Below are 26,241 nucleotides of genomic sequence, written 5' to 3'. Positions count from 1 at the left end.
TTGAGTCGATCCTACGCGTTTCTACGTCAGCTTTATATAGCCACATCACACTAAATATCAGCTTTGATGATAATTAACTGTCTACTCGATGATTATTCACAATAAAAAACGACCCAACAGGTCGCTTTTTATTGCCTACAACGGCATTTGTTACACCACTTAAACTATCAACACTGTCAAACGAATTAATTACTCACTGCAATAGGGTCAGGAGATCCGTCGGGATCATTATTCACGGCTCCATCCAAAGAGAATGAGCCTCCGGTGGCTAATAGTACTCCACAAAAGTGAGGAGCCGCCATTGAGGTACCATTGTAAGAAACTGTTCCTCCCCCCGCTTTGGTCGATAACACATCAACTCCCGGTTGAGCGTAATCTACATCAGAACCATAATTGGAAAAGTAAGCGAAGTTATCGCTAGTTTCACCAAATGCGGAGATAGTAAATATATTCGTGCCGTTGGTGCTAGCTGGCGTAAAACCACTGGCATCCTGGCCTGAATTACCCGCTGCAATTGAGAAAAATATCCCTTTTGCTGCCGCTGTTTTAATTGCACTATCCAAGGCCGCCGAATATCCCGAGCCTCCCAAACTCATATTGGCACAGTCACCAGAGGCGCCATAGCGTGCAACATGATCAACACCTGCAATCACGCCCGACATTGAACCACTACCACTGTTATCTAACACTCGTACGGGAATGACCTGTACACCGGGAGCAACGCCAACGACATCAAAACCGTCATCATAAGCCCCAATGGTGCCTGCTACATGCGTACCGTGCCCATTACCATCATTAGTATTGTTTTTCTTACCGCGAGTAAAATTTGCCCCTCGGGATTTATTTACATTTAAATCTGGGTGGTCGCTGTCAATACCCGAGTCTATAACCCAAGCAACGACGGAGGCACCACTCATATCACCAGTACCACCGTTAACTCTGGTGATCCCCCAAGGGATCTGTTGTGGATCTCGCTCAACACTATCTCCACCTCGATTAGGTTTGCCTCCTCGAGGTAAAGCGTGCATGACGATATCAGGCTCAATATAATCAATCTCGGGGAACTTATTTTTAAGACCTTTGAGAGCTTGCTCTGGGACCTTAAGAGAAAATCCTTTCAAGGCGTGGCTATATTGATGCCCCACCACACCGTGTCCTTTGGCAACTTCACGCGCGATATCACTCGCCCGAGACTCCGATGTACTCTCTTTAAGAACAACAATATAACTGTCTCTCAAATCATGATTAACAACAGCAGATACAGGAAAGGAAAGAAGAGCAAGTAACATTGCTCCTGCAAACATTTGGACTCTCATTACAGATATCCTTCTTCCAAAAATTAATACCTCATAAAGCATAGTCGTTACTGAGCTTTTTATCATCAACATGACAATTAGTCTGTCCTGATACAAAAACACCCCATCCAATGATGAGGTGTTTGGTAAAACTAACTTGCTAGCAACACTTAAAAATCAATTCTCGCTTCTGTCTGTGCATCAAAGAATACCGCCTTTGATAAGTCAAAATGCAGTGGTGCCATTTGACCAACCGATACCTCAAATTCCGGTGACAAACGACACGCCACTTCTTGGTCATTCACTTTGACCATTGCAATAGTATCTGGCCCTGTCGGTTCCAATACCTCCAGTTGTAAGTCTAGCTTCGTGGTTGCCGACACATCATCACCTTCTTGCTCAGTAATGTGTTCAGGACGCAACCCAATCACCAACTCTTTGCCATCTTGGTCGCGCATACTCTGTGGCAAACGAATGTGGTGTTCTTGATCTGCCGTGCCAACCACCTTGATAATCGGATTCTGTTCCTCATCCAAATCCACCATGGTTTTAATGAAGTTCATTGACGGTGACCCCATAAAGCCAGCCACAAACATGTTATTTGGCTTAGTGTAGATCTCTTGTGGTGTACCTAGTTGCTGCAGTTCACCATCTTTCATTACTGCGATGCGATCCGCCAGTGTCATTGCTTCGATCTGATCATGGGTTACATAAACAATCGTAGTGTTGAGCTTCTGGTGCAGACGTTTAATCTGATGACGCATCTCAACACGCAGCTTGGCATCCAAGTTAGAAAGCGGCTCATCAAACAGATACAGCTTAGGACGACGAGCCAGAGCGCGGCCCATCGCGACACGTTGACGCTGGCCACCAGAAAGCTGCGATGGTTTACGATCAAGTAACTGTTCGATTTGCAGCATTTCAGCAACTCGATTGACTTCAGCATCGATCTCTTCCTGAGGCATCTTACGAATCTTCAAACCGAAAGCGATATTGCCGCGTACCGTCATGTTTGGATAAAGAGCGTAAGACTGGAAGACCATCGCTATGTCGCGGTCTTTAGGTTCAACCTGCGCCACGTCTACGCCATCAATCACAATCTCACCCGAGCTAATATTCTCTAGCCCTGCAATGGTGTTCATTAGGGTGGATTTTCCACACCCCGAAGGGCCGACAAGTATCAAAAATTCCCCCGAATCGATACTAATGTCGATGCCCTTTAACGTTTCGTTGTCCGCGTTGCGATAGGTTTTACGGATCTGTTTTAAATCTAATGTTGCCATGGGTAATTATCCTTTTACTGATCCTGCCGTTAGGCCACGAACAAAATATTTTCCTGCGAAGACATACACCAGCAGCGTTGGCAGTGCAGCGATGATCGCGGCGGCCATGTCGACGTTGTACTCTTTTACGCCTGTGCTGGTGTTGACTAAGTTGTTTAATGCCACAGTGATCGGCTGAGTTTCTGAGCCGGAATAGACCACCCCGAACAAGAAATCATTCCAGATTGCGGTGAACTGCCAGATCACCGTCACCATGATGATTGGCGTTGAGATCGGTAATAAGATCTTGAAGAAGATGGTAAAGAAGCCCGCACCATCAAGCTTTGCCGCCTTGATCAATTCATCAGGAATCGAGATGTAGAAGTTACGGAAAAACAGTGTAGTAAACGCCATGCCGTAGATAACGTGCACAATCACCAAGCCGATGGTTGTGTTAGCCAAGCCCATCTTGCCAAGCATAGTTGCCATCGGCAGTAGCACCACTTGGAACGGAATAAAGCAACCGAATAACAACAAACTAAAGAACAGGTTTGAACCTCTAAATTGCCACTTCGTCACAACATAACCATTGAATGCACCGAGCAAGGTTGAAATCGCTACCGCAGGAATCACCATTTGGAACGAGTTCCAGAAGTAGCCTTTAATGCCTTCGCACTTCACACCAGTACAAGCGGTGTCCCATGCTTTATACCAAGCATCAAACACCCACTCTTTTGGCAAGCTCATCAAGTTACCCGCCTTGATATCAGGCAGAGTTTTGAATGACGTCAGCACCATTACAAACAATGGCATTAGATACACTAAACAGAAGAAAAGCAGTGCTGAATAGATAAACATTCGAGCAAAATTGATGTTATTCATCATGACTTTTTCTCCCTAAGTTCAGAGTAAAGATAAGGCACGAGAATCGCTAAGATACCGGCAAGCATCATCATGGCACTGGCAGCACCAAGGCCGATTTGTCCACGAGTAAAAGAGTGTGCGTACATGAATAGCGCAGGAAGATCCGATGAATAACCGGGGCCACCCGCTGTCATTGCCGTCACAAGGTCGAAACTCTTAATTGCAATGTGTGACGTAATGATCACCGCGCTGAAAACCACAGGGCGCAAGCAAGGTAGAATAATTTTGAGATAGATAGTGGGTAAGCTTGCCCCATCGATTTGAGCGGCTTTGATGATTGATGAATCGATGCCGCGCAGACCCGCTAAGAACATCGCCATCACAAAGCCTGAAGACTGCCACAGTGCCGCGATAACTAAGGTATACACCGACATTTCCGAGTCGACTAACCAATCAAATTTGAAGTCATTAAATCCCCAATCTTGCATCAACTTTTCAATGCCAAGACCCGGATTAAGAATCCATTTCCAAGCGGTACCTGTCACGATGAATGACAACGCCATTGGGTACAGATAGATAGTACGAATTGCCCCTTCTTGTCGGATATTCTGGTCAAGCAATACCGCTAAACCAACACCAAGCAAGATGGCAATAGCCATGAATAGAAAACCAAACACACCGAGGTTGGTGATTGAGGTGATCCAGCGATCGTTATCCATCAGCTTTTCATATTGGGTTAAGCCAACGAAGTTAAAGCTCGGCAGAAATCGAGAGTTAGTGAACGACAACGCTGCCGTCCAAAAAATGTAGCCGTAGATACACACCACGGTCACTAACGCGGTCGGCGCCAGTACAATTTTAGGTAACCAATGTTGCAACCTGTCAGCAAAACTCGGTTTCGGTGCAGGCTGGCTCCTTGTGGGTTTTGGAGTCGACTCAGTCAAAACATGCTCCATAACTTATCCTTGTTGCACAATCGAGCCAATGGCTTACCTTTCGGCACCACATCAGCATCACGCATATCAGAATTGGGAGTGAAGAGTAGATAGGCTCCCTACGAGCCTACCCACCCTGGGGGTTTGGTAAAGCAACACAACCCGTCACTCACGTGCGTTGTGTGTCGCTTATCAAGTTAGATTAAATAGCGGCTTTCACTGCTTTCGCTAACTTAGCTGCCGCTTGTTTTGGATCGGCATCTTTCTCGTTGAAGAAGTTGGTTACCACGTCGTAAATCGCGCCTTGAGCGTAACTTGTCGTCGCTAGGCCGTGAGCCATACTCGGAACAAGGTCGCCAGACTCTGCACTTGCTTTGAAGGTTGCCATTGAGTCCAACGCACATTGGTCAAACTTAGACATGTCCATATCTAGACGTACAGGGATAGAACCTTTGTTAAGGTTGAAGACTTCTTGGAAATCTTTGGTAAGAATGGTTTTCGCTAGATCTTGCTGCGCTTTTTGATTTTCTTTGTCACTCAGCTCAAAGAACGCAAAGCTATCGATGTTGAAAGTGAACTGGCCATCAGTACCTGGAGCCGGTGCACAGATGTAGTCTTTGCCCGGCACTTTACCTGCTGCTGTAAACTCGCCTTTCGCCCAATCACCCATGATCTGCATTGCTGCTTCGCCATTGATAACCATTGAAGTTGCTACGTTCCAATCACGACCTGGAGAGTTGCTGTCGATATAGTCACGCATCTTTTTGAACTTGGTGAAGACTTCCACCATCTTGTCGCCAGATAATACGTCCATATCAAGGTCAACGAACGCTTTGTTGTAATCTTCACTGCCTAGTACATCAAGTGCTACGGCTTCGAATACCGTCGCGTCTTGCCAAGGTTGACCACCGTGAGCCAGTGGAATGAAGCCAGCCGCTTTAATCTTGTCTGCAGCAACAAAGAACTCATCTAATGTGGTTGGAACCGTCACACCCGATTTTTCTAAAACAACAGGGTTTGCCCAAAGCCAGTTAACACGGTGAACGTTGACAGGAACCGCCACATATTCGCCATCCCACTTCATCACTTTAGTCACCACCTCTGGCAATAACTCATCCCATTGTTCTTGTTTAGCAGTCGCATCGAGAGACGTTAGAAAACCTAAACCACCCCACTCTTGAATATCATGACCTTTGATCTGCGCTGCAGAAGGTGGATTGCCCGATACTGCTCGAGTTTTCAAAACAGTCATCGCACTTTCGCCGCCGCCACCAGCCACTGCGAAATCTTTCCAAGTATGGCCTTGTTCTTCAATCATCTCTTTCAGTACCGCTGCGGACTTCGCTTCGCCACCGGCAGTCCACCAGTGAAGCACTTCCACTTCACCAGCTTGAGAAAATGTTGAGGCAGCAAGAAGAGATAGAGTAAGTAGGGTTTTATTGATTTTCATTATTATCTTCCATGTTTAGCGGACTCGACGTCCGGTTCAATACAGAGTCTACTTATTCTGATTTATAAGATTGAAACAAAAGGTAAGCCCCATGTAACACAATTGTTACATTACACTTCTAAGCCTCTTGGTATATAGACTTTGGCTTCTAAGCCACCTTGAGAGGAGTTGCGAATAATGAGATCTCCGCCGTGTCCGTGCAGGATATTTCGGCAGATCCCGAGCCCTAAGCCGTGTCCTTGATCGTCGGTAGCCAGCCTAAAGTAAGGCTCAAACACCAGTTCAAGTTTATCTTCTGGTATCCCCTTGCCGTGGTCTTGAATCGTCACGATAACCCACACAGGATTACTGCTGATATCGACCTCTGCTGACGCTCCATATTTCACTGCGTTGTCGATAAGGTTGGTCAGTACGCGTTTAATGGCTAATGGCTTTGCGACTAACGGTTCAACCACAACTGGCTCAAACTCGACTAAGGTTTGATGTTGGTTGTGCAGTTCAATCACGGAGAGCATCATCTCGTTGAGATCGATAATGGCATTGTTTTCGTGAAGGTCAGTGTCTCTTACTGCTTGTAGTGCCCCCTTGACCATCATTTCTAACTCATCCAAATCCTTGTTGAACTTATTCTTCTTTACCTCACTTTCTAATAGCTCGGCTCTTAGCCTTAAGCGAGTGATCGGTGTCTTTAAATCATGAGAGATAGCAGAGAAGAGATGTTCTCTATCGGCCACATAACGACGAATCCGCTGCTGCATGCGATTAAAAGCCCGAGTCGCGGTGACCAGTTCCGTTGCCCCTTCTTCATTAAGTGGCGGCTGCTGAATATCCATGCTCATCTCATTGGCGGCTCTTGCTAACTTTTTAAGAGGACGCACTTGGCGACGAATCATCAAGTAGGTCAGCACCAGCAGAATCAACGTTGATGAAACTAAGAAGATCACCTGCTCACGGCCGATAATCGTATCGTCAAGCTTGACGTATGGAGCTGGTAACAATGCAGCAATGTACACCCATTCATGGCTGGCTAACTCTATTTGAACAACTAGGATGGGTGGATTCAGAGGCTCTAGGGTTAACGTATGATGTGCCCACGATCGCGGGAGATCGCTTAAATAGATGTCATTCTTAAGCAGTCGAAGGTGTTCAGGACGAGAGAAGTCGACACGTACCGACTCCACCTTATTGAGCTTGCTACTCAACACACTCTCTATCGCTTCAATCGATGCGGTCTTTAAACGAGTGTCAGGTATCGGTTCTACAATCAATGCCTCTTTATTGAAAGAGACGAAGAAACGCGTCCCGCCCATATTTCGAATTTGGTCTAACACGATATGACGATATTTAACGGGCAAAGATTGGAAAAAAGTCACCGTTGAGGCAAACATATTGGCCATGCTCGATGAAGCAGAACGAATCCCTTCCAATTCCTTGTGCTTGGATTCGCTGTACCAAATCGACGTTGCGATACCCTGTGCTATGACGACGGCTAGCAAGGTCAACAATAAGGTTCGAGCAACCAAGGAGTTAGGCTTTAAACGTCTCAACCAGTTCATACGAGATACTTCATTGGCAATATTTCATTAGCATTAGTTCATTAACAGTAAGTCATACTTAGTGTTCATACTGCACAGGCACAGCAAGAATATAACCATTGCCACGCATGGTTTTGATGTAGTGAGGATATTTACCGCTATCGCCTAATCGGCTTCTCAGGCGACTAAGTTGCACATCAATGCCCCTTTCAAAAGGCAGTGCTTCACGTCCTCTCGTGGCAAAAGAGATAGTATCTCGGTCTAACACTTCATTAGGGCGAGTTAGGAACAGCATTAACAATGAAAAGTCACTACCCGACAAATCCATCTCTTCCGAGCTTTCATTATGTGAGATTCGATGTGCGAGTGTATCGAGCGTCCAGTCACCAAAGGTGATCTGTTTAGGCAGAGAATCATTGGGTTTGTCATCAACCACTTGAACGCGGCGTAACAGGGCTTTGATACGCGCCATTAACTGACGTGGGCTAAACGGCTTGGCAATATAGTCATCGGCACCAATTTCTAAGCCAATGATCTGATCGGTTTCATCCGATACCGCAGTAAGCATAATGATAGGCACATTGGAATTTTTACGAACACGCTGACACAAGGTAAAACCATCGTCACCGGGTAGCATCACATCAAGCAGAATCAGATCCGGGTAACCTTGGTTTTGCAGATGAGTTTCTAGTTCAACACCATCTCCCACAGAAGAGACATCGAAACCCGATTTTGTGAGGTACTCTTCCAGCAACTCGCGGATTTCTTGGTCATCATCCACCACGAGAATTCGAGTATTTGTTGGCATCGCCCAAACCTATTAAATTTACAACTTATTCACATAGTGTATAGGCTGACCGATAGTTTGATTATTGACATGTTTGTAAAGTTAGAACAATGAACAGATAAAGATCACAACTTGGTGACCTCTATCTGTACTTTGCTGTTCACAAATAGTGAAAGGCTAAGAAGAACAACTGATCTCCATGGCTTTACCCCACTCAGGAGGTAGAGCTGCAAGGTGTTCATAATCCGGGTGTTCCGCATAAGGGTCTGCAAGTACCACCATTAATGCTTCAATATCACTGCTATCACCGCGCTCTGCTTTGTCGATAGCTAGCTGGGCTAGGTAGTTTCTGAGGATGTATTTAGGATTTACCTGCCTCATCTTTTCGCAGCGCTCTACCACTGAACTCTCTTCTAATTCGCAGCGTTGTAAGTAATTATCTACCCACAGCTTTGCTGCATCTCGGTCGATAACTAAGTCAGTCACGTCTTGCGGTTGCAAGGTATCTAAGTTCGACAGCGTTCTAAAGAATCTTGGGTAGTCGACTTTGTTTTGTGACATTAACTCGAACATAGATTCAAACAAGCGGCTGTCACCTTCTTGTTTGGAAAGTAGTCCAAGCTTTCTGCGCATCAGCTGACTAAAGTAACCATTCATTTGCGGTTCGTACTGCTCAAGTGCCGCTTCTAAGTCAACCCTCTCCACCAGCGGTGACAACGAGTGTGCCAATGCAGATAAGTTCCACATACCAATTCTAGGTTGTTGATTGAACGCGTAACGACCTTGGTAATCCGAATGGTTACAGATCAAACGAGGGTCATATTCATCAAGGAAGGCGAACGGGCCGTAATCGAAGGTTTGCCCGATGATCGACATGTTATCCGTGTTCATCACCCCGTGAGCAAAACCATTCGCTTGCCACAACGCAATCATCTCTGCGGTACGATCAACGATTTGATTAAACATGGCTGCGTATGGCTTTTCTTCTTCAAGACACTCAGGGAAGTGCCATTCGATGACTTTATCTGCCAGCAACTTATGCTCAGCTAATTGATTGGTGTAAAAAAGATGCTCAAAGTGGCCAAATCGAATGTGTGATTCTGCAGCACGCACCAGTAATGCGCCCCACTCTTGTTTCTCTCGGTAAACAGGCGTGTCACTTGTCATCATGGCTAATGCACGTGTGGTTGGGACATTAAGCCCTGCCATTGCTTCGCTACACAGATACTCACGCACCGTTGAACGAATAACCGCGCGGCCATCGCCCATACGTGAATAGGGTGTTTTCCCCGCACCTTTAAGGTGTAAGTCGAACGTTTCACCGCTTTTAGCGACAACTTGCGCCAAAAGCAGCCCTCTTCCATCACCTAAATCGGGATTATAAGAGCCAAACTGATGGCCTGCGTATTTCATTGCTACAGGCGAAAACTGCTCAGGCTCAACATTGCCAGATAACGTCTCAAGCAGATCTTCGGAGGCATCATCAAATAACGGAAAGCCGAGTTCATCCGCAAGGTTATGGTTCCATGCGAGCCATTGAACATTGTTTAGCGGTGTAGGTTGAATTGGGGTATAGAACAGTCGAGGTAATGCAGTAAATCGATTGTTAAATGAAATAGAATCCCAGACAGACATGAGAGGCACACTGTAGATAAAAGATGATTAAAGATTATCACAGTTTCGTAACAACTTCAGACGTGCGATGGCGCTTGTCTATAGAGGTGAAGTAACGAACCAATCCACTAAAAGAACGAGGTGATTAAATAGACGAAGGTTACTAAGAGAAAGTGGTAACTAGGAGAAGATGACTAAGAAGAAGTTAAGTGGCTGCCCTGATGAGAAAAGCCACATTTATAAGAGAAAGAGTTCTAACTTTGAAGACTTTTTAACAAGTGATTTCATAATAAAAACTGAAAATATAGAGCCATGAAGCTGACTACATTAGAGCAAGAATACCCAGAAGAGAAAGGGTAGAGAAAATCCAAGTACGACTGATTACGCCAAAATTACTGTGTTGAATCATTTCTTGATGCTGCATATGTCTCTCCTTGAGAACGTGATGGTGTAACACCAATATATCGACTTTATGTCGATATCAGCAAGCACATTAATATTAACCTTTTATGACAGCATCAAGAATATTCTGTAATCAATCATCTCTCTGATAAAGCAGAAAGTTATGCTCGACTGGTCGTCGAAAGCAATGCACCAGCTCCAATAAAAACGCCTCCAGTGACACGATTGAAAGCCTTAGCTCGGCCTTTTGCAAACAACCAGTTTGACGACTTCGCACCCAAGTAGGCATACACCAGTAACCAAGATAATTCCATCACCGCGAAGGTCAAAGCAAACACGAAAAACTGTGGAAGTAGAGCGATCGATGGGTCAATAAATTGAGGAAAAAGTGCGGTAAAAAATAGGATAGCTTTGGGGTTACTCGCGCCAACAATAAAGCCACTGAGGTAATGCTGCGCAGCACTTTCTTTGACAAATTGAGCACCGCCTTGTTGATCCGATAACTTGTCATAATCTTGTTGGCTAGAGCGCAAAGATTTCCAACCGAGGTAGATTAGGTAAGCGGCACCTGTCCATTTAATAACGTTAAACACCACTTCAGACGACGCAATGATCACCCCTAACCCGGTAAACGATAGGGTTAGAATGCCAGTAATCGCAGTTAAGCTGCCCAGCGCGGTAAATATCGATAATTTAAAGCCTGATTGCACGCCTTTAGTCATGCATAACAAAGAGCTTGGGCCTGGTGATGCCGTTAAGATCAGCACCGCTAATAAGTAATAGATCCATGTATCAAAGCTCATCGTGAATTCTCCTTAACTCACTAGAATATATAAATTTTAAGCTCCAATATGAATTAGATGTGCAACTTGATCAACTTCATCCCACTGCTTTCGTTCGCACTGAACGGTACTTCACATTATAAATCGCCAAACGACCAGCGTAATATTCTAGCCTGCTCGAAAATAGTAAAACCTTTATTCAAAGATAGAGGCAAACTAAGTATGACTCGCCAAAAACAAAAAAGCCGCACTGTTCAGTGCGGCTTTTGATTCGTTCATTCTGCTAATTAGTCTTTGTAGATAGAGAACTCATCAGCACAAGCAACGAGCTGCTCACGAGTGATCATGAATACGCCGTGGCCACCGTTAGAGAATTCAATCCAAGTGAATGGAATCTCTGGGTACTGATCCATCATGTGAACCATTGAGTTACCCACTTCACAGATAAGAATACCGTCGTCAGTTAGATAGTCTGGTGCGTTAGCTAAGATGCGGCGAACCAATTTCAGACCGTCTGTACCCGCAGCTAAACCAAGTTCTGGCTCATGAGTAAACTCATCTGGCAGGCTGTTCATATCTTCTTCGTCCACGTATGGCGGGTTCGATACGATCAAGTTGTATTTCTCTTTTGGCAGATCACGGAAAAGATCCGAACGGATTGGGAACACTTGTTGCTCCATGCCGTGATCTTGAACGTTCTGTTCTGCAACTTGCAGTGCGTCTGTAGAGATATCAATCGCATCTACTTCAGCGTCTGGGAATGCATGAGCACAAGCAATAGCAATACAACCACTACCCGTACACATATCCATGATGCGAGTTGGCTCTTCAGTTAACCAAGGTTGGAATTGAGCTTCGATCAGCTCACCAATTGGAGAACGAGGCACAAGAACACGCTCATCAACGAAGAACTCCAGACCACAGAACCAAGCTTTGTTGGTTAGGTAAGCCGTTGGTGTACGATCATTAATACGCTTGATTACGCGCTCAACAATACGCAGACGCTCGCTGCTCGTTAGACGAGAGTTCATTACATACGAAGGAACATCAATCGGCAGATAAAGAGTAGGTAAGATAAGTTGTACTGCCTCATCCCACGCGTTATCAGTGCCGTGACCATAAAATAGGCCAGCTGCGTTAAAACGGCTAACAGTCCAACGAATCACATCTTGAAGCGTGTGTAGTTCTGATACCGCTTCTTCTACAAAAATCTTATCCAAAATTGTCTCCGAAAAGCGCTACAATACTGCTAATTACGTTTCTAATTAGAATTCATAACCTGATGAGCAAAAAAGACACCGACTTTGATGACGATTTCGCCCTGTTCAACGATGCAGTAAAGGGCGTTAAAAAGTTGCAACAGGATACCATAGTCCAGCAGCCAAAAAGAAATACCAAGCAAAAAGAAATTACTCGAACGGCAAGACAAGCCAGTGATAGCGAGTTTTATTTCTCGGATGAGTTCATTCCACACCTTAGCGAAGAGGGTCCGACACGCTATGCGCGCGATGATGTCTCGAAATATGAGGTAAAGCGCCTACGTCGTGGTGTCTACGTTCCTGATGTGTATCTCGATATGCATGGTATGACTCAACAAGAAGCCAAACGTGAACTTGGCGCTATGATTGCGCACTGCGTAAAAGAGAGCGTGGCGTGCGCCTGCGTTCAACACGGTATCGGTAAACACATCCTTAAACAGAAAGTGCCGTTGTGGCTAGCACAACACCCAGACGTGATGGCTTTTCACCAAGCGCCATTAGAATTTGGCGGTAACGGTGCGTTGTTAGTCTTGCTTTCGGTTCCTGAGAAATAATTCTGGTTTACGAATTCTCTCTCACCAAAAAACAACAAAGGGCATCCCAATCATATTGAGATGCCCTTTCTAATTGTCTGCAACTTTGTCATCAAACAGAGCTCAACGAGCTTATGGATTGATGTTCCAAAGCAACTCACCTTTTTGTGTCTCAAGGTTGAAGTCGATACACGCTAAGCCCGAAGTGGGAAACATCGGCGGCGCCATGCCTGTTGCAAACTCTGCCGTTAGGTAGCCCACTAGAGGTAAATGAGAAACAAATAAAATGGTCTCTAGTTTTTCTACTTCAGCCATTGCTAAGGTCAAATCAAACACATCGTCGGACATTCCATAAGGCGTAATATCATCACAGGTTTCTACTTTCTTTCCAGAAAATGCCTGAGAGATCTCTAACCACGTTTCTTGTGCCCTTAAATATGGGCTCACCAGCACTTTATCGAATTGACTAATCCCCTGCTCATTTGCAGCTTGTGCCACTGTAAGAGAAGCCATTTTCCCGCGCTTGGTCAACGCTCGTTCTGCATCCGAGTTCGCAAAATGTTCTGCTTCACCGTGGCGCATAATGAATATTTTCATGTTCAATCCTGTCTTCGTAACATGTCGAAAGTCGATATATCCCATATATCAGCGAAACGCTACTTAGGTTTGGCTCTCAATCCAGAGAAACCGCAGTCAATATAAATAATTATATCAAGTCACTTGCCAAAGAGTTCGACTTTCTTAACAACCTTGTTAAAAGAAAATAAATTACTGATAAAAATCGATAAAAGTGATTTAGAAATCGCCAAAAAGCACTTCATATCCCAAAATATGATCACAAGGTTTGCACGCCGAATCATCGGGTACATAATTTAAAAACCACCTTCTTTGGAGATGCTCCTGTGCACTTAAGCCCAAATGATGAACATCAATATCGCTACATAACCTTAAATAACGGGTTACGTGTACTGTTAGTTCAGGACCAAAATGCTCAAAAAGCAGCAGCCGCATTAGCCGTCAATGTGGGGCATTTTGATGACCCTACAGACCGAGAGGGTTTAGCTCACTACTTAGAGCATATGCTATTTTTAGGAACTGAAAAGTATCCAAAGGTCGGAGAGTTCCAAAGTTTTATCAGCCAGCATGGCGGCAGCAACAATGCTTGGACAGGAACGGAGCACACCTGCTTCTTTTTTGATGTTGAATTGAATGCGTTTGAAACCGCACTCGATCGCTTCAGCCAATTTTTTACCGCTCCGCTGTTCAACGAAGAGGCATTAGATAAAGAACGTCAAGCCGTTGATTCCGAATACAAGATGAAACTCAACGACGATTCGCGACGCTTGTACCAAGTTACCAAAGAACTGGTGAATCACAATCACCCATTTTCGAAGTTTTCTGTCGGTAATATCGATACGTTGGGCGACAGAAGCGGCGAGACGATTCGACAAGAGATTTTAGCTTTCCACCAGCAACAATACTCTGCTGACTTAATGACGCTGACATTGTCTGGCAATCAGTCATTAGATGAAATGCAAAGCTGGGTTGAGGATCGCTTTAGTTTTATTACCAATCACAACCTACAAGGCAAGAAGGTTGAAGTACCGATTGTCGGCGAGTTAAGCACGGGCGTTCAAGTCCATGTTGAGCCGATTAAAGAAGTGCGAAAACTTATCTTAACCTTCCCAATGCCAAGCATGGACGAACACTACGGTGTTAAACCACTGTCATTCTTCGCACACCTATTGGGTTACGAAGGAGAAGGTAGCTTGATGATGCAACTCAAAGAGAAAGGCTGGATAACGTCACTCTCTGCAGGGGGCGGCGCAAACGGCAGTAACTACCGCGATTTCACAGTCAGTTGCTCATTAACCATTGAAGGCTTAACCAAAACCGATAACATCGTCCAAGCGGTATTTCAGTACATCAAACTCATTGAACAACAAGGTATCGAAGAGTGGCGCTACCTTGAAAAACGTGCCGTTTTAGAGTCCGCTTTCCGCTTTCAAGAACCAGCAAGGCCACTTGATGTCGTCAGCCACCTTGTGATCAACATGCAGCACTATCAAGAGCAAGATGTAGTGTATGGCGATTATAAAATGTCACATTTTGATGACGAATTACAGCGTTCTTTGCTACCTTACTTAACCGTCGACAACATGCGTGCGACCATTGTTGCTCAGGGGTTCGAGTATGACAGAGAAGCGAAGTGGTATTTTACGCCTTACTCGGTCACACCTTTTAGCGCTGAACAAATTCAATGCTTTACATGCATCAACCCCGGCTGGCAGTTTGAACTCCCAAGCAAAAACCCATTTATTTGCTATGATCTAGACCCGACTGAACTCGAAGGTGACGCTAAGTTCCCACAACTGTTAGAAGAGCTCGATGGCTTTAAGCTGTGGCACCTGCAAGACCATCAATTTAGAGTGCCAAAAGGTGTAGTGTATGTTGCGATTGACAGCCCGCACTCAGTCGCTAGCCCAAGAAATATCGTTAAAACACGCTTGTGTGTAGAGATGTTCTTAGATTCGCTGGAAAAAGATACCTATCAGGCTGAAATCGCCGGTATGGGCTACAACATGTACACCCATCAGGGCGGTGTAACGCTTACTCTGTCTGGATTTAGTGAGAAGCAACCACAACTGCTCAATATGATTCTTGAACGTTTCCAAGCACGCGACTTTAGTCCAACACGCTTCGAGACAATTAAGCACCAATTACTCAGAAACTGGAACAATGCGTCGCAAGATCGTCCTATTTCGCAGCTGTTTAATGCAATGACCGGGATACTTCAGCCAAATAACCCTCCCTATTCCGTGTTAATTGAAGCGCTGGAAACGATAGAGGTCGATGAGCTCTCTTCTTTTGTTCAAGCAATCTTGGCGGAACTTCATGTTGAGATGTTTGTGTATGGCGACTGGAAAAAAGCCGATGCACACAAGATGGCTGAAACGCTAAAAGACGCACTGCGTGTCCAAGATCAGGCTTACGAAGAGTCGCTACGGCCACTGATCATGTTGGGTGAAAACGGCAGCTTCCAGCGTGAAGTAGTCTGCAATCAAGATGATTCGGCGATCGTGGTTTATTATCAATGCCCTGATATTTCACCTAAGAATATTGCGCTGTATTCCTTAGCCAACCATTTGATGTCGGCTACGTTCTTCCATGAAATACGCACCAAACAACAGCTAGGTTACATGGTCGGCACAGGCAACATGCCGCTCAACCGACACCCAGGTATTGTGTTGTATGTACAATCACCTAATGCTGCTCCAGCAGACTTATTAACCTCGATAGACGAGTTCCTCAACGCCTTTTATATGGTGTTGTTAGAGCTTAACAACTACCAATGGCACAGCAGTAAACGTGGCCTCTGGAATCAGATTTCGACACCCGATACGACTTTGCGAGGACGTGCTCAACGCTTATGGGTTGCGATAGGCAATAAGGACCTGGAATTCAATCAGAGAGAGCGTGTGTTGGAAGATCTTAAAGGTCTAACCCGCTCTGACATGATGCGCTTTGTGGTGAGTCAATTAAAACCACGCACCGCAAATCGTCTGATTATGCATGCGCACGGTAATGCCCATGATGAGGAAGAGAAGTTGTCGGCAGGTGTGGAAATTGGCTCTATTGATGAGTTTCAGTTACGCCCGAAAGATACCGAGCTTGGCTAATAAGCGTGTTAGAAAATTAAAAGGTTGGTGTGAAGGCATCAACCTTTTTTATTGGGCAAAGTCAAAAGCAGATCTCCTATTACGCTCCTTCGTCGCTTTAGGAGATGACGTTAGTTTTGATTGAGATACGTTTGACTACCTGTCTTATCAACGCAATAGCTTACTTTCTATCTCTCTATCGTCATTCTCGAGAAAGAGAAACAACTGAATCGAGAATCTCCCACACCGACCAACACTACCTACAGAACACATCACTACCCCCGTCATTCCCGAGAGGGAGGAACGACCGAGCCGGGAATCTTCCACACCAAGCCAACGCTACCAAACAAAACGCATCACTCTCCCACGTCATTCCCGAAAAGGAAGAACGACTGAGTCGGGAATCTCATGCCTTTCACACTTGTTCATAAAGCAAAAAAGCCCGCATCAATTGCTTGATACGGGCTCAATAATTAGCGTACTAGGAGTTACTTGTAGAAAGACTCATCCAAACCAGCGCGTGTCAGTAGGCCATCACATGGCGCAAAACGATCGCCGTACTTCTTAGCGAAGTCGTTCATCATCTCAACCAATGACTTAATGCCGATTTGATCCATATAACGGAACGGACCTCCTAGGAATGGAGGGAAACCGATACCGAAAATCGCACCAATGTCGCCATCACGAGGGCTGCGGATAATGCCGTCATCTAGACAACGAACCGCTTCGTTCAACATAGGCAATACACAACGCATCGCAATGTCATTATCACTTAGCTTAGGCTCAGGTTGTAGCTTAAGCAGCTTATAAACTGACTTATCGACTTCTTTCTTCTTACCTTTGTATGTGTAGAAACCTTTACCGCTCTTACGGCCTTTACGGTTGTCATTCAACAGAATATCGAACACATCAGGACCTTGGAAACGATCGCCAAGCTCATTCACTAAAATCGGAATGATCTTCGCACCGATATCCACACCCACTTCATCTAGTAAGGTGATAGGACCAACCGGGAAACCGAAGTCCAGTAACGTGCTGTCGAGCTTTTCAATCGGCTCATTAGCTAGTAGCAGATGTGCCGCTTCATTCATGTACGGAGCAAGAATGCGGTTCACATAGAAACCTGCCGTGTCTTTAACAACAATCGGTGTTTTGCCTTGTTTCTTCGCTAATGCCACTACCGTCGAGATAGTTTCTTCTGAAGTCGTTTCATGAGGAATCACCTCAACCAGCGGCATTTTCTCTGCAGGGCTAAAGTAGTGTAGACCCACTACGTTTTCTGGTCGCTGCGCCTTCTCTGCAATCTTATGAATTGGTAATGAAGACGTGTTTGTCGCGAAGATAGTATCTGGCTTGGCATTGGCTTCGATGTCCGCAACCATTGATTGCTTAAGGTCGAGATCTTCAAATACCGCTTCAATCACCACATCGGTATGGTTGAAACTGGTAAAGTCGATGCCACCAGACAGTTGAAGCATCTTACTTTCAAGGCCCGCTCGGCTCAGAATGCGACGCTTACGCTGCTTATCGAACAACTTGTAGTTGTAGTTCAACGCGTTCAGCACACCTTCATTTGATACGTCTTTAATGCGCACCGGCACTTTCGCCTTAGCAACGCTGACATGACTGATACCTGCGCCCATAAGACCACCGCCTAGCACACCAACACGCTTAACCGCTTTTGGTTCTGCGTCTGCGCCGTGCTCTTTTTTCATTTCCGTAGTTGCAAAGAAAATCGAACGAAGGGCTTTAGATTCTGAAGTCATAACCAGTTCTGAGAACCGCTTCGCTTCATACTGAAGGCCTTTATCAAAGCCGTTCTCTAGGCCATAACGAATGACGTCTAGAATCGCATCTGCTGCTGGATAATTTCCGCGTGTTTTCTGATTCGTCTTCTTGGAAGCCTGCTCAAAAATCACCTTGCGACCAAGACCCGTGCGTGAAATAAGTTTCTCTTTGGTAGAAGCTTGGCTTTTAGACGCAAGACGCTTACCTTTTTTGCTACCCGTATTCTTTTCAACAAAGCTCTTAGCGACTTCAAGCAGGATAGTTTCCGGCACACAAGCATCGACAACGCCAAGCGATTTCGCTTTTTTAGCGCGCAGTTGTTTCCCCGTAAGAATAAGGTCGAGAGATGGCAATAAACCGATAAGGCGAGGTAGACGCTGCGTACCGCCAGAGCCTGGCAATAAGCCTAACTGTACTTCTGGCAGACCAAGGCGAGTCTTATCTGAATCGGTACATACGCGGTAATCACATGCCAGTGCGAGCTCTAATCCACCACCTAAACATGGGCCGTGAATCGCTGCGACCACTGGGCACGGTAATTCAGACAAAGTTTGGAACATCTCCTGCCCTTGGCGAGCCAGGGACTGTGCTTCGTCAGCCGTTTTACACGCATCAAGCATTCTTACATCAGCACCAGCGATAAAGTTATCTGGCTTAAGAGAATGAACGATTAGGCCCTTAACTCGGCTCTGCTTTTCTTTGAGTTGCTCGAAGATGGCTTTCATTTCTTCAGCAAAAGCCGCTTGCAGCGTGTTCATTTTTTCGTTTGGCACATCGATCGCTAACCAAGCAATATCTTGCTCGTCGATATTAAGAGAAAATGCTGTCGCTTTCTTTTTGGTTGATTCAGTCGCAGGCGTTGCATCTGGTTGAGCGACTGTTTCTTTTTCTGTTGTTGCATCAAGAGTCGTAGACATTATTCTACCTCCAAGATCATTGCTGCACCTAAACCACCAGCCGCACAAGCTGTGTTCAGTGCCAAGCCGCCACCGCGACGTTTCAGTTCACGTAATGTTTGAGTCATCATGCGCGCGCCAGTTGCTGCAAACGGGTGTCCGTATGCAATTGAGCTACCCAGCACGTTGAACTTCTCCATATCAATCTCACCAATCGCTTTATCACGGCCAAGATTCTTCTGAGCAAACTCATCGCTCGCAAACATTTTCACGTTAGCCAACACCTGGGCAGCGAACGCTTCGTGCATTTCGATCAGTGTTAGGTCTGACAACTCTAAACCGGTATTCTTCAATACTTGCGAGGTCGCGTAAGTCGGGCCCATCAGCATATCTGTTTCAACACCAATCGCTGAGAACGCGTAGCCACGAATATAGCCAAGCACTTCTAAGCCTAGCTCTTTCGCTTTACCTTCGCGCATCAACATAACCGCAGCACCGCCATCAGTAAGAGGTGTTGCATTGGCTGCCGTTACACTGCCGTACTTTCTGTCGAATGCAGGACGCAGCTTCGCGTAGCCTTCAACCGTTGAGTCGTGACGAATGTTGTTGTCTTCCGCTAGGTACTTTTTGTAAGGCGCCGGGAATGCCGTCATTACTTCGTCTTTAATCTTGCCTTCTTTCCATGCTTGAGAAGCCAAAGAGTGAGAACGGTGAGCAAGTGCGTCTTGAGCCTCGCGAGTAATCCCGTGTGTCTTCGCCATCTGTTCAGCAGTTTGTCCCATGGATAAACCGGTCGAGTATTCAGCAACAGCTGGCGGTACTGGCATAAGGTCTTTCACTGAAAGCGTTTTAAGAATCTTCAGCTTTTGGCCCATAGTTTTGGTTTTACTCAGCGCTAACAGATTTGCCGCTAACTTTTTCGAAACACCGATAGGCAATACAGAAGAAGAATCCGCACCACCCGCAATACCGACATCAATCGTGCCAGCCATAATACTTTCCGTCACGTTGACTGCGGCTTGAAAGCTGGTCGCACATGCTCGGGTGACACTGTAGGCATCGGTATTGATGTCCATACCGGTGCCTAACACGATTTCACGCGCAATGTTCGGCGCTTCTGGCATTTGCACTACTTGGCCGAACACGACTTGTTCGATAAGCGCAGGATCAACATCAGTTCTTGCAAGCATTTCGCTCACAACCATTTTGCCTAGGTCAACAGCAGGCACTTGACTAAATTCTGTGCTCTGACGAGCGAATGGGGTTCGTAACCCAGCGACAACGGCAACACGTTCTCCAGAACGCGTTTTGACTTCCTGTTTGCCCATGGTTTCTCCTTAAAGTTAAGAGGTCTGACCTGAAGCATTGTAAAGAAGTTGTTAATTAAATCAAACGAGCGTTTAAATAAACGTGATACGAGTATCTCGCCGTTTGAAAATATAACTGCAAATTCAGGCGAACCTTTTAGGGTGAAAGGTTGTCCTAAGAGACTAAACTATTGTCAGCAAAGACTGTTATCGCTTTGTAGGGAATGATTTTCTTTAGGTAAAAAAAAACCACACAAGACTGTGTGGTCGGAATGTATATAAAGCAATTAACTTAACGCCAATTGAAATAATCAGTTTCCTGATTAGGAGAAAGTAAAGTCAGCCTTCAAAAGGAAGTGTCGTCTTGCTCAACATGCTAGCCACGAATGACTAACTAGACGACAAGGTGTACTATAACTTGTTCGAAGTCTTAGATTTTGAAGTAGATCAATTTTAATGTGATTTTACGATTTCCAGCCGATCGTTAGCTCTAAAAGCGAAACAGAATATAAAAACAAAGCACAACGTATAGAGGACAGCTATACGCAGAGCAATTATGGAGGCTCGTGTGTCAATAATAAAAATGTTTGGAAAGAAAACAGCCAAGCGTCCGGTCAACTCTGATATGGACAAACAAAGAAAATACGAAGCACTCGTACGTGCCTATCATCGTGACCTCTTTCGCTACGCCTATTGGTTATGCAAAGACAAAAGCATTGCCGAAGACTTAGTTCAAGAAACTTGCCTTCGCGCATGGAAGTCACTCGATAGTCTACAAGATGAAAAAGCCGCGAAGTCTTGGCTGATTACCATCTTGCGCCGCGAGAATGCTCGACGTTTTGAACGCAAACAGTTTGATCTGGTTGATATCGACGACCATGGTAATGATGCTAGTGTCAGTGATGACCCACACCATCAACACCAGTGGTTGCAAACGCAGATCATGAAACTTGAAATCGATTACCGTGAGCCCCTCTTCTTGCAAGTGATAGGTGGTTTTAGTGGTGATGAGATTGCCGATATTCTCGATCTCAACAAAAACACGGTGATGACACGTTTATTCAGAGCTCGAAATCAGTTGAAAGAGCTATTGGATACAGAAGAGGCAGAGAGGGGGCAACATAATGGATGATTTGGAATTTCGTCGTCGTGTATTGTCGGAACCTAAACAACGTACACAAGATATTGTTGATGCGACCGCGAACAGCGAAGCCAATAGTAACTTTCTTGACGATGTACTAGCGCTTGATAAACAGATCCATTCAGCAATGAATGTGGATGTGCCAGACGATCTTGCAGATCGTATTCTGTTCAATCAGACCTCAAGCGCAGAAAGCAAAGTAGTAAGACCGACTTTTGCTAGACGTGCAATGGCAATGGCTGCTTCGGTAGCGTTTATTGCTGGTTTACTGGTTGGCCAAGTTAACTGGGGCAATGCATTTGTTTCACCCGCGCAAGCAAGCTTGGTTGATACGGCAATGAAACACGTTGTTGATGAAAAAAGCTTTGTTAGTACCATAGATGAACAAGTCACATCGCAGCAGATCAACGCAAAAATGAACCCATTTGCTTTTCAGTTTGATGATGCTTTCCCTTACCACGTCTATTACCTAAACCACTGTGGCTTTGGTAAATCCAACGCGGTACATATGGTCTTCCAGGGCGCAAAAGGCAAAGTAACACTGTTTTTAACCGGTATTCCGACAGACAAACCTATCGACTTTGATGAAAAAGGCATGTCCGGTTCGGTAACACCCGTAGATGGCAGCAGCTTAATCCTTGTTGGTGAAAATGGTGAGGATGTTTCTAAAATCGCCGAAAAGCTGACAAAAATGATCAAACCGATGAGCTAATTCGCCTCTTAAAGCCCCGTCATAAAAGGCCCAGCAAGTATATCACTGATATTGCTGGGCTTTATTTATAAATAACCTGCCAAACCATTCACAAAACCAATAACTCTAGAGTTAAAACTCTAAAAATCAGCATTTAGCACCATTTTCGTGCCAGATAGACGTCATTTCCATAATTTTCCACTCAAAATTTCCAATGGTCGGATTTGTATATCGTATACTTGCGAATAGGATCAGCCACCATTGAGCAATTGCTCAAATTAATCGCCCTGTAGAGGCGGAAATATAAAGGAATAAATGAATGACTACCAACAACACGCGTCTGTTTAAAAAGTCTCTTTTAGCAGTAACAATTACACTGGCGTCTTCGCAAGCGATGGCAGCAGGTTTCCAACTTAACGCACAATCAGCAACCGGCCTTGGCCGTGCTTTCGCTGGTGATGCAGTAATCGCAGATAACGCGTCAGTTATGGCACGTAACCCTGCAGCAATGGCACTGTTTGATAAAACTGAGCTATCTCTTGGTTTTGAAACAATTACTTCAATGATTGATGTCAAAGATGCTTCATACTTTGGCCAACCAGTTGCTGACACTGATGATGTAGGTGATACATCTGTCGCACCTAATATTCATCTAATCGTTCCAGTAAACGACAAATTTGCTTGGGGTGTGAACGCTTACACTAACTTTGGTACGAAAACAGAGTTTGCAGATGACTATGCAGCAGAAGTTTATGGCGGTCTAACCGATGTTAAGAGTATTAACTTTGGACTAGCAGGTTCATACCGCTTAAACGAGCAATGGAGCTTTGGTGCAGGTCTTGACCTGATTTACGGTGAAGGCACAATGAAGCGCTCAGCACCTCAGTCACAAGGCTCTGTATACTTATTAAACGTAGACAAAGCTGATGGCTGGGCAGTGGGCTTTAACGTAGGTACTGTATACGAATTAGATGAAAATAATCGCTTCGGCTTAGCATATACATACAGCCCAGAATTCACTGCAGAGGATAGTAAAGGTCAAGAGATTACGCTTCCTCTACCTGATATGCTTGAGTTCTCTGGATTTCATAAAATCGAAGACACCAAGTTCGCTGTTCACTATTCTGTACAGTGGATCGGTTGGGGTGACTTTGACCAAATTGAATTTAGAAACTTAGATCTAGCTACATCACCAATTGGTGGACTGAATGGCAGCTATGACAAAGAATATGCTTGGCAAGATGGTTGGCACTATGCAATTGGTGGTACATACTACCTAAACAATGCTTGGACACTGCGTGCTGGTTACATGTATGACACAAGCGCTCAAGATGATGTTACTTCAATCTCGGTTCCGGACTCTGATCGTCAGTGGTTCTCTGCTGGTTTCACATACCACATCGATACTGCATCGAACGTTGACTTTGGTTTCACCTACCTACTAGGTGATGACGTAAAAGTTGAAGAAAACTCAGCAGGTCCTTTGACTGCAACTACCCACGCAGATGCTATTCTGTTTGGTCTACAATACAGCCGTAGCTTCTAATATAATCGAAGTTATAAAACACCCAAAGGGTCGCATTATGCGACCCTTTTTTATTGCCTAAACCACTGACCCGCATCAATTTAAGCTTACAACTGTAGCCTGCAAGGCCAATATATGACTACAAGTGTACGCTCAAACTTCGCAACACAGCCGAAACATTTAGATTATTTCTCTAATAATTAAACACATTTACTCATTTAATCCCTAAAACACTGTTTTATTCGAATTTCGTTTTTAAAGTAATAACTCTAAAAGTAGAATCACGCCACTAACTACTTATGATTCAGCGAACATAATAATGAAAATGAATAAGACTCTTCTATCTGCTGCAGTGGCAGTTGGACTACTTTCGACTTCTACCGTAACTCATGCGGCAGGCTTCCAACTAGCAGAATACTCAGCAACAGGCCTTGGTCGTGCATACGCAGGTGAAGCTGCAATGGCAGACGGTGCAGACGCACAATGGCGTAACCCTGCCATGCTGACTTACCTAGAAGGCACTCAGGTTTCTGTTGGTGCTATCTATGTTGATCCAAATATTGATATCGATGGAACTTCGACTTCAGTTGGTGGTGCTTCAACGACTCCATCAAATTCAAGTGATTTCGCTCACAGCGCAGTGATCCCAAACTTCTATGTTTCTCATAAGTACAACGACAAGTTCGCATTAGGCTTTGCTGCGGGTACTAACTACGGTATGGAAACAGACCTAGGTAAAGACTTTGGTGGCGCTAACCATGGTAACGAAGCAAGTGTTACTACGATGGAGCTGAACCTAAACGCAGCTTACCAAGTACTTGATAGCGTATCTATTGGTGGTGGTGTTCGCTATATCATGGCTGAAGGTAGCTTTGGTGCTGTTGCTAGCCCTCAATCTCCATTAGCTGGTACCACTCTAAAGTACATGGAAGGTGACGATACTGCATGGGGATGGCAAGTCGGTACAGCTTGGCAGATCAATGAAAATAACCGCCTAGGCTTTACCTACAAATCGGAAGTAGACCTGACTTTAGAAGGCTATGCTAAAGGCATCGGTTTTAACTCGACAAATCCTACGGCTCACAAGAGCGGATCAATGGATCTTGCTCTTCCAGCAACAGCAGAACTTGCTAGTTTCCACCAACTTACTGATAAAGTTGCTGTGCATGCGAGCATTAACTGGACAAACTGGAGCAGCTTCAAAGAACTTGTTGCAGACTTTCCGGGAGAAAAAAGCGTAGGTATTAAGGAAGAAAACTGGGAAGATAACTACCGTTTTGCACTTGGTACCACTTACCAAATGACACCTAAACTGGCTCTACGTTCTGGTATCGCTTACGACACCTCAGCAGTAAGTGAAAAGCATCGCACGGCAACTATTCCTGAGACTGACCGCACTTGGTTAAGCATTGGTGCTGGTTACCAGTGGTCTGAGCAACTTACACTAGATGCAGGCTTCACCTACATTCTAGCAAAAGACGCGAGAATGCAAGAGTCAGACCTTGGTACACTACAGCCATTTGAGCCAGGTGCTGACTACTTTGGTGGCAGCTTCGAAGGTGAAGTAACAGGTAGCATCTGGCTAGTCGGTATCCAAGCTAATTACCGCTTCTAATCTACCGCCCTAAAAGTAGAAACCATTAAAAAGGCTCGATGTTGTATCAACATCGAGCCTTTCTTTTATCGGTTCTCTAAATCGTGTTTCTAGTAATCTTCTAGATAGCCATCGATGAAATCTTCCTCTTCAAGGTCGACCTCTTCTGGTTCAATCTCCGCTTTAAAATCACGACGTTGAATATAAACATCACGCGTTAATGCATATGGATCAGGGGAATTATCCAACAGCGCTTCTTGCGAAACCAACTGAGCACGTGTTTCCATACCTTCGAAAGCCCACTTGCCTAAGCTTGCCCAAAAGTTTAAGAACGATAGAGGCACATACAAACCATCGACGGTTTCAGTCACTTCACGCGTCGTTACCGGGCCGTAACCTGGCACCATAAAGTACGGTCCATTCCCTACTCCGTAATGACCAATCGCATCAGAGAACGACTTGTCGTCGTACTTGGTGATCCCTGCTTCGCTGGCAATATCGATTAAGCCTAACAGACCAAAAGTTGAGTTAATCCAAAAACGATTGAAATGATCGAGTGCTTTTTCACCATTGCCCATAAGGAGGTTGTTTACCATGCTTGATGGTTCGTCTAAGTTGGCTAGAAAATTGGAAATACCAGAGCGCACTGGTACAGGAGTGTAGTCAACATAAGCGAGAGAAACAGGGCGAACCAAATAAGGATCTAGATATTCGTAGTTAATATCCCACATCGCTCGGTTGAAGCCTTCAAAAGGATCATTCGGGTGGGACTCTTCGACGTATTCAGAGGTTTCGAGGTTATCATCGTTAACGCTTTCATCCGGCGCACTTGAACACCCAACCGTTAAGCTTGCGATAAAAAGTAAACTCGAGAGTCTTAAAACACTGGCAGACATATCACCTTTTCCATAAGGAATAATAA

General features: G+C 45.0%; 20 protein-coding genes. 6 read left to right on the top strand and 14 right to left on the bottom strand.

Annotated elements, in window-relative coordinates; translation table 11 throughout:
- Positions 1-185 precede the first annotated feature (185 nt).
- From ATB74_RS20770 to prmB, 10 genes are all read right to left on the bottom strand, one after another.
- A complete protein-coding gene (locus ATB74_RS20770) occupies positions 186-1,325 on the bottom strand; it encodes a S8 family serine peptidase (protein ID WP_081090157.1) in 1,140 nt (379 codons plus the stop codon).
- Positions 1,326-1,465: 140 nt separating this feature from the next.
- A complete protein-coding gene (locus ATB74_RS20765) occupies positions 1,466-2,578 on the bottom strand; it encodes an ABC transporter ATP-binding protein (RefSeq protein ID WP_060983551.1) in 1,113 nt (370 codons plus the stop codon).
- A 6-nt stretch (positions 2,579-2,584) separates the two neighbouring features.
- On the bottom strand, positions 2,585-3,442 hold the full coding sequence (locus tag ATB74_RS20760; RefSeq protein WP_048661487.1) for a carbohydrate ABC transporter permease: 858 nt from the start codon (positions 3,440-3,442) through the stop codon (positions 2,585-2,587).
- Complete coding sequence (locus tag ATB74_RS20755; protein ID WP_060983549.1) at positions 3,439-4,377, bottom strand: carbohydrate ABC transporter permease; 939 nt, start codon at positions 4,375-4,377, stop codon at positions 3,439-3,441. The genes ATB74_RS20760 and ATB74_RS20755 overlap by 4 nt, the downstream gene beginning before the upstream one ends.
- 181 nt (positions 4,378-4,558) lie before the next feature.
- On the bottom strand, positions 4,559-5,806 hold the full coding sequence (locus ATB74_RS20750) for an ABC transporter substrate-binding protein (protein WP_004736057.1): 1,248 nt from the start codon (positions 5,804-5,806) through the stop codon (positions 4,559-4,561).
- 110 nt (positions 5,807-5,916) lie between these two features.
- Positions 5,917-7,362: an ATP-binding protein gene (locus ATB74_RS20745; protein ID WP_061019595.1), complete on the bottom strand. Its 1,446-nt coding sequence runs from the start codon at positions 7,360-7,362 to the stop codon at positions 5,917-5,919.
- 58 nt (positions 7,363-7,420) lie between these two features.
- Positions 7,421-8,149 carry a response regulator gene (locus ATB74_RS20740; protein WP_061019594.1) on the bottom strand — a complete coding sequence of 243 codons (729 nt, stop codon included), beginning with the start codon at positions 8,147-8,149 and terminating at the stop codon, positions 7,421-7,423.
- A gap of 156 nt (positions 8,150-8,305) precedes the next feature.
- Positions 8,306-9,763 (bottom strand): protein adenylyltransferase SelO, encoded by a 1,458-nt coding sequence (locus ATB74_RS20735; protein ID WP_061019593.1) that lies wholly within the window; start codon positions 9,761-9,763, stop codon positions 8,306-8,308.
- A gap of 542 nt (positions 9,764-10,305) precedes the next feature.
- On the bottom strand, positions 10,306-10,947 hold the full coding sequence (locus tag ATB74_RS20730; RefSeq protein WP_061019592.1) for a LysE family translocator: 642 nt from the start codon (positions 10,945-10,947) through the stop codon (positions 10,306-10,308).
- 266 nt (positions 10,948-11,213) lie between these two features.
- On the bottom strand, positions 11,214-12,146 hold the full coding sequence (gene prmB / locus ATB74_RS20725; protein WP_061019591.1) for a 50S ribosomal protein L3 N(5)-glutamine methyltransferase: 933 nt from the start codon (positions 12,144-12,146) through the stop codon (positions 11,214-11,216).
- A gap of 62 nt (positions 12,147-12,208) precedes the next feature.
- Between prmB and smrB the strand changes: the two genes are divergently transcribed.
- Complete coding sequence (gene smrB / locus ATB74_RS20720; RefSeq protein ID WP_061019590.1) at positions 12,209-12,739, top strand: endonuclease SmrB; 531 nt, start codon at positions 12,209-12,211, stop codon at positions 12,737-12,739.
- 111 nt (positions 12,740-12,850) lie between these two features.
- Here smrB and sixA read toward each other — a convergent pair whose 3' ends face one another.
- A complete protein-coding gene (sixA, locus tag ATB74_RS20715) occupies positions 12,851-13,315 on the bottom strand; it encodes a phosphohistidine phosphatase SixA (RefSeq protein WP_061019589.1) in 465 nt (154 codons plus the stop codon).
- 305 nt (positions 13,316-13,620) lie between these two features.
- Here sixA and ATB74_RS20710 point away from each other — a divergent pair, with 305 nt between their 5' ends.
- The gene (locus ATB74_RS20710) at positions 13,621-16,398 is read left to right on the top strand and encodes an insulinase family protein (protein WP_061019588.1); all 2,778 of its coding nucleotides are present in this window, start codon (positions 13,621-13,623) and stop codon (positions 16,396-16,398) included.
- A gap of 467 nt (positions 16,399-16,865) precedes the next feature.
- Here ATB74_RS20710 and fadJ read toward each other — a convergent pair whose 3' ends face one another.
- Both fadJ and fadI read right to left on the bottom strand, forming a co-directional pair.
- Positions 16,866-19,082: a fatty acid oxidation complex subunit alpha FadJ gene (fadJ, locus tag ATB74_RS20705; protein ID WP_061019587.1), complete on the bottom strand. Its 2,217-nt coding sequence runs from the start codon at positions 19,080-19,082 to the stop codon at positions 16,866-16,868.
- On the bottom strand, positions 19,082-20,389 hold the full coding sequence (gene fadI / locus ATB74_RS20700; RefSeq protein WP_048607862.1) for an acetyl-CoA C-acyltransferase FadI: 1,308 nt from the start codon (positions 20,387-20,389) through the stop codon (positions 19,082-19,084). Before fadI ends, fadJ begins: the two co-directional genes overlap by 1 nt.
- 562 nt (positions 20,390-20,951) lie before the next feature.
- Here fadI and ATB74_RS20695 point away from each other — a divergent pair.
- The 4 genes from ATB74_RS20695 to ATB74_RS20680 all read left to right on the top strand — a co-directional run bounded on the left by ATB74_RS20695 (position 20,952) and on the right by ATB74_RS20680 (position 25,340).
- Entirely contained in the window at positions 20,952-21,500 is a 549-nt protein-coding gene (locus ATB74_RS20695) for a sigma-70 family RNA polymerase sigma factor (protein ID WP_061019586.1), read from the top strand.
- Positions 21,493-22,221, top strand: a complete 729-nt coding sequence (locus ATB74_RS20690; RefSeq protein WP_061019585.1) for a DUF3379 domain-containing protein — start codon at positions 21,493-21,495, stop codon at positions 22,219-22,221. Before ATB74_RS20695 ends, ATB74_RS20690 begins: the two co-directional genes overlap by 8 nt.
- Before the next feature lie 298 nt (positions 22,222-22,519).
- Positions 22,520-23,746 carry an outer membrane protein transport protein gene (locus ATB74_RS20685; protein ID WP_061019584.1) on the top strand — a complete coding sequence of 409 codons (1,227 nt, stop codon included), beginning with the start codon at positions 22,520-22,522 and terminating at the stop codon, positions 23,744-23,746.
- 298 nt (positions 23,747-24,044) lie between these two features.
- Positions 24,045-25,340, top strand: coding sequence for an outer membrane protein transport protein (locus tag ATB74_RS20680; protein WP_061019583.1), 1,296 nt, complete (start codon positions 24,045-24,047; stop codon positions 25,338-25,340).
- Positions 25,341-25,429: 89 nt separating this feature from the next.
- On the opposite strand, the gene ATB74_RS20675 is transcribed toward ATB74_RS20680, so the two are convergent.
- A complete protein-coding gene (locus ATB74_RS20675; RefSeq protein ID WP_061019582.1) occupies positions 25,430-26,215 on the bottom strand; it encodes an MlaA family lipoprotein in 786 nt (261 codons plus the stop codon).
- Between the last annotated feature and the right edge of the window lie 26 nt (positions 26,216-26,241).

Origin of the sequence: Vibrio splendidus (genome assembly GCF_001557875.1) — a bacterium.
Classification (GTDB): domain Bacteria; phylum Pseudomonadota; class Gammaproteobacteria; order Enterobacterales; family Vibrionaceae; genus Vibrio; species Vibrio splendidus_F.
The sequence above is the reverse complement of the archived record's forward strand: the minus strand, read 5'-3'. Positions and strand labels throughout refer to the sequence as shown.

Excerpts from the sequence above, each read along its gene's own strand:
- ATB74_RS20675 (WP_061019582.1), bottom strand. The coding sequence starts at position 26,215 with ATGTCTGCCAGTGTTTTAAGACTCTCGAGTTTACTTTTTATCGCAAGC.
- ATB74_RS20730 (WP_061019592.1), bottom strand. The coding sequence starts at position 10,947 with ATGAGCTTTGATACATGGATCTATTACTTATTAGCGGTGCTGATCTTA.
- ATB74_RS20735 (WP_061019593.1), bottom strand. The coding sequence starts at position 9,763 with ATGTCTGTCTGGGATTCTATTTCATTTAACAATCGATTTACTGCATTA.
- ATB74_RS20750 (WP_004736057.1), bottom strand. The coding sequence starts at position 5,806 with ATGAAAATCAATAAAACCCTACTTACTCTATCTCTTCTTGCTGCCTCA.
- ATB74_RS20755 (WP_060983549.1), bottom strand. The coding sequence starts at position 4,377 with ATGGAGCATGTTTTGACTGAGTCGACTCCAAAACCCACAAGGAGCCAG.
- ATB74_RS20740 (WP_061019594.1), bottom strand. The coding sequence starts at position 8,149 with ATGCCAACAAATACTCGAATTCTCGTGGTGGATGATGACCAAGAAATC.
- sixA (WP_061019589.1), bottom strand. The coding sequence starts at position 13,315 with ATGAAAATATTCATTATGCGCCACGGTGAAGCAGAACATTTTGCGAAC.
- ATB74_RS20685 (WP_061019584.1), top strand. The coding sequence starts at position 22,520 with ATGACTACCAACAACACGCGTCTGTTTAAAAAGTCTCTTTTAGCAGTA.
- ATB74_RS20680 (WP_061019583.1), top strand. The coding sequence starts at position 24,045 with ATGAAAATGAATAAGACTCTTCTATCTGCTGCAGTGGCAGTTGGACTA.
- fadI (WP_048607862.1), bottom strand. The coding sequence starts at position 20,389 with ATGGGCAAACAGGAAGTCAAAACGCGTTCTGGAGAACGTGTTGCCGTT.
- smrB (WP_061019590.1), top strand. The coding sequence starts at position 12,209 with ATGAGCAAAAAAGACACCGACTTTGATGACGATTTCGCCCTGTTCAAC.
- ATB74_RS20690 (WP_061019585.1), top strand. The coding sequence starts at position 21,493 with ATGGATGATTTGGAATTTCGTCGTCGTGTATTGTCGGAACCTAAACAA.
- ATB74_RS20745 (WP_061019595.1), bottom strand. The coding sequence starts at position 7,362 with ATGAACTGGTTGAGACGTTTAAAGCCTAACTCCTTGGTTGCTCGAACC.
- ATB74_RS20760 (WP_048661487.1), bottom strand. The coding sequence starts at position 3,442 with ATGATGAATAACATCAATTTTGCTCGAATGTTTATCTATTCAGCACTG.
- fadJ (WP_061019587.1), bottom strand. The coding sequence starts at position 19,082 with ATGTCTACGACTCTTGATGCAACAACAGAAAAAGAAACAGTCGCTCAA.
- ATB74_RS20695 (WP_061019586.1), top strand. The coding sequence starts at position 20,952 with ATGTTTGGAAAGAAAACAGCCAAGCGTCCGGTCAACTCTGATATGGAC.
- ATB74_RS20765 (WP_060983551.1), bottom strand. The coding sequence starts at position 2,578 with ATGGCAACATTAGATTTAAAACAGATCCGTAAAACCTATCGCAACGCG.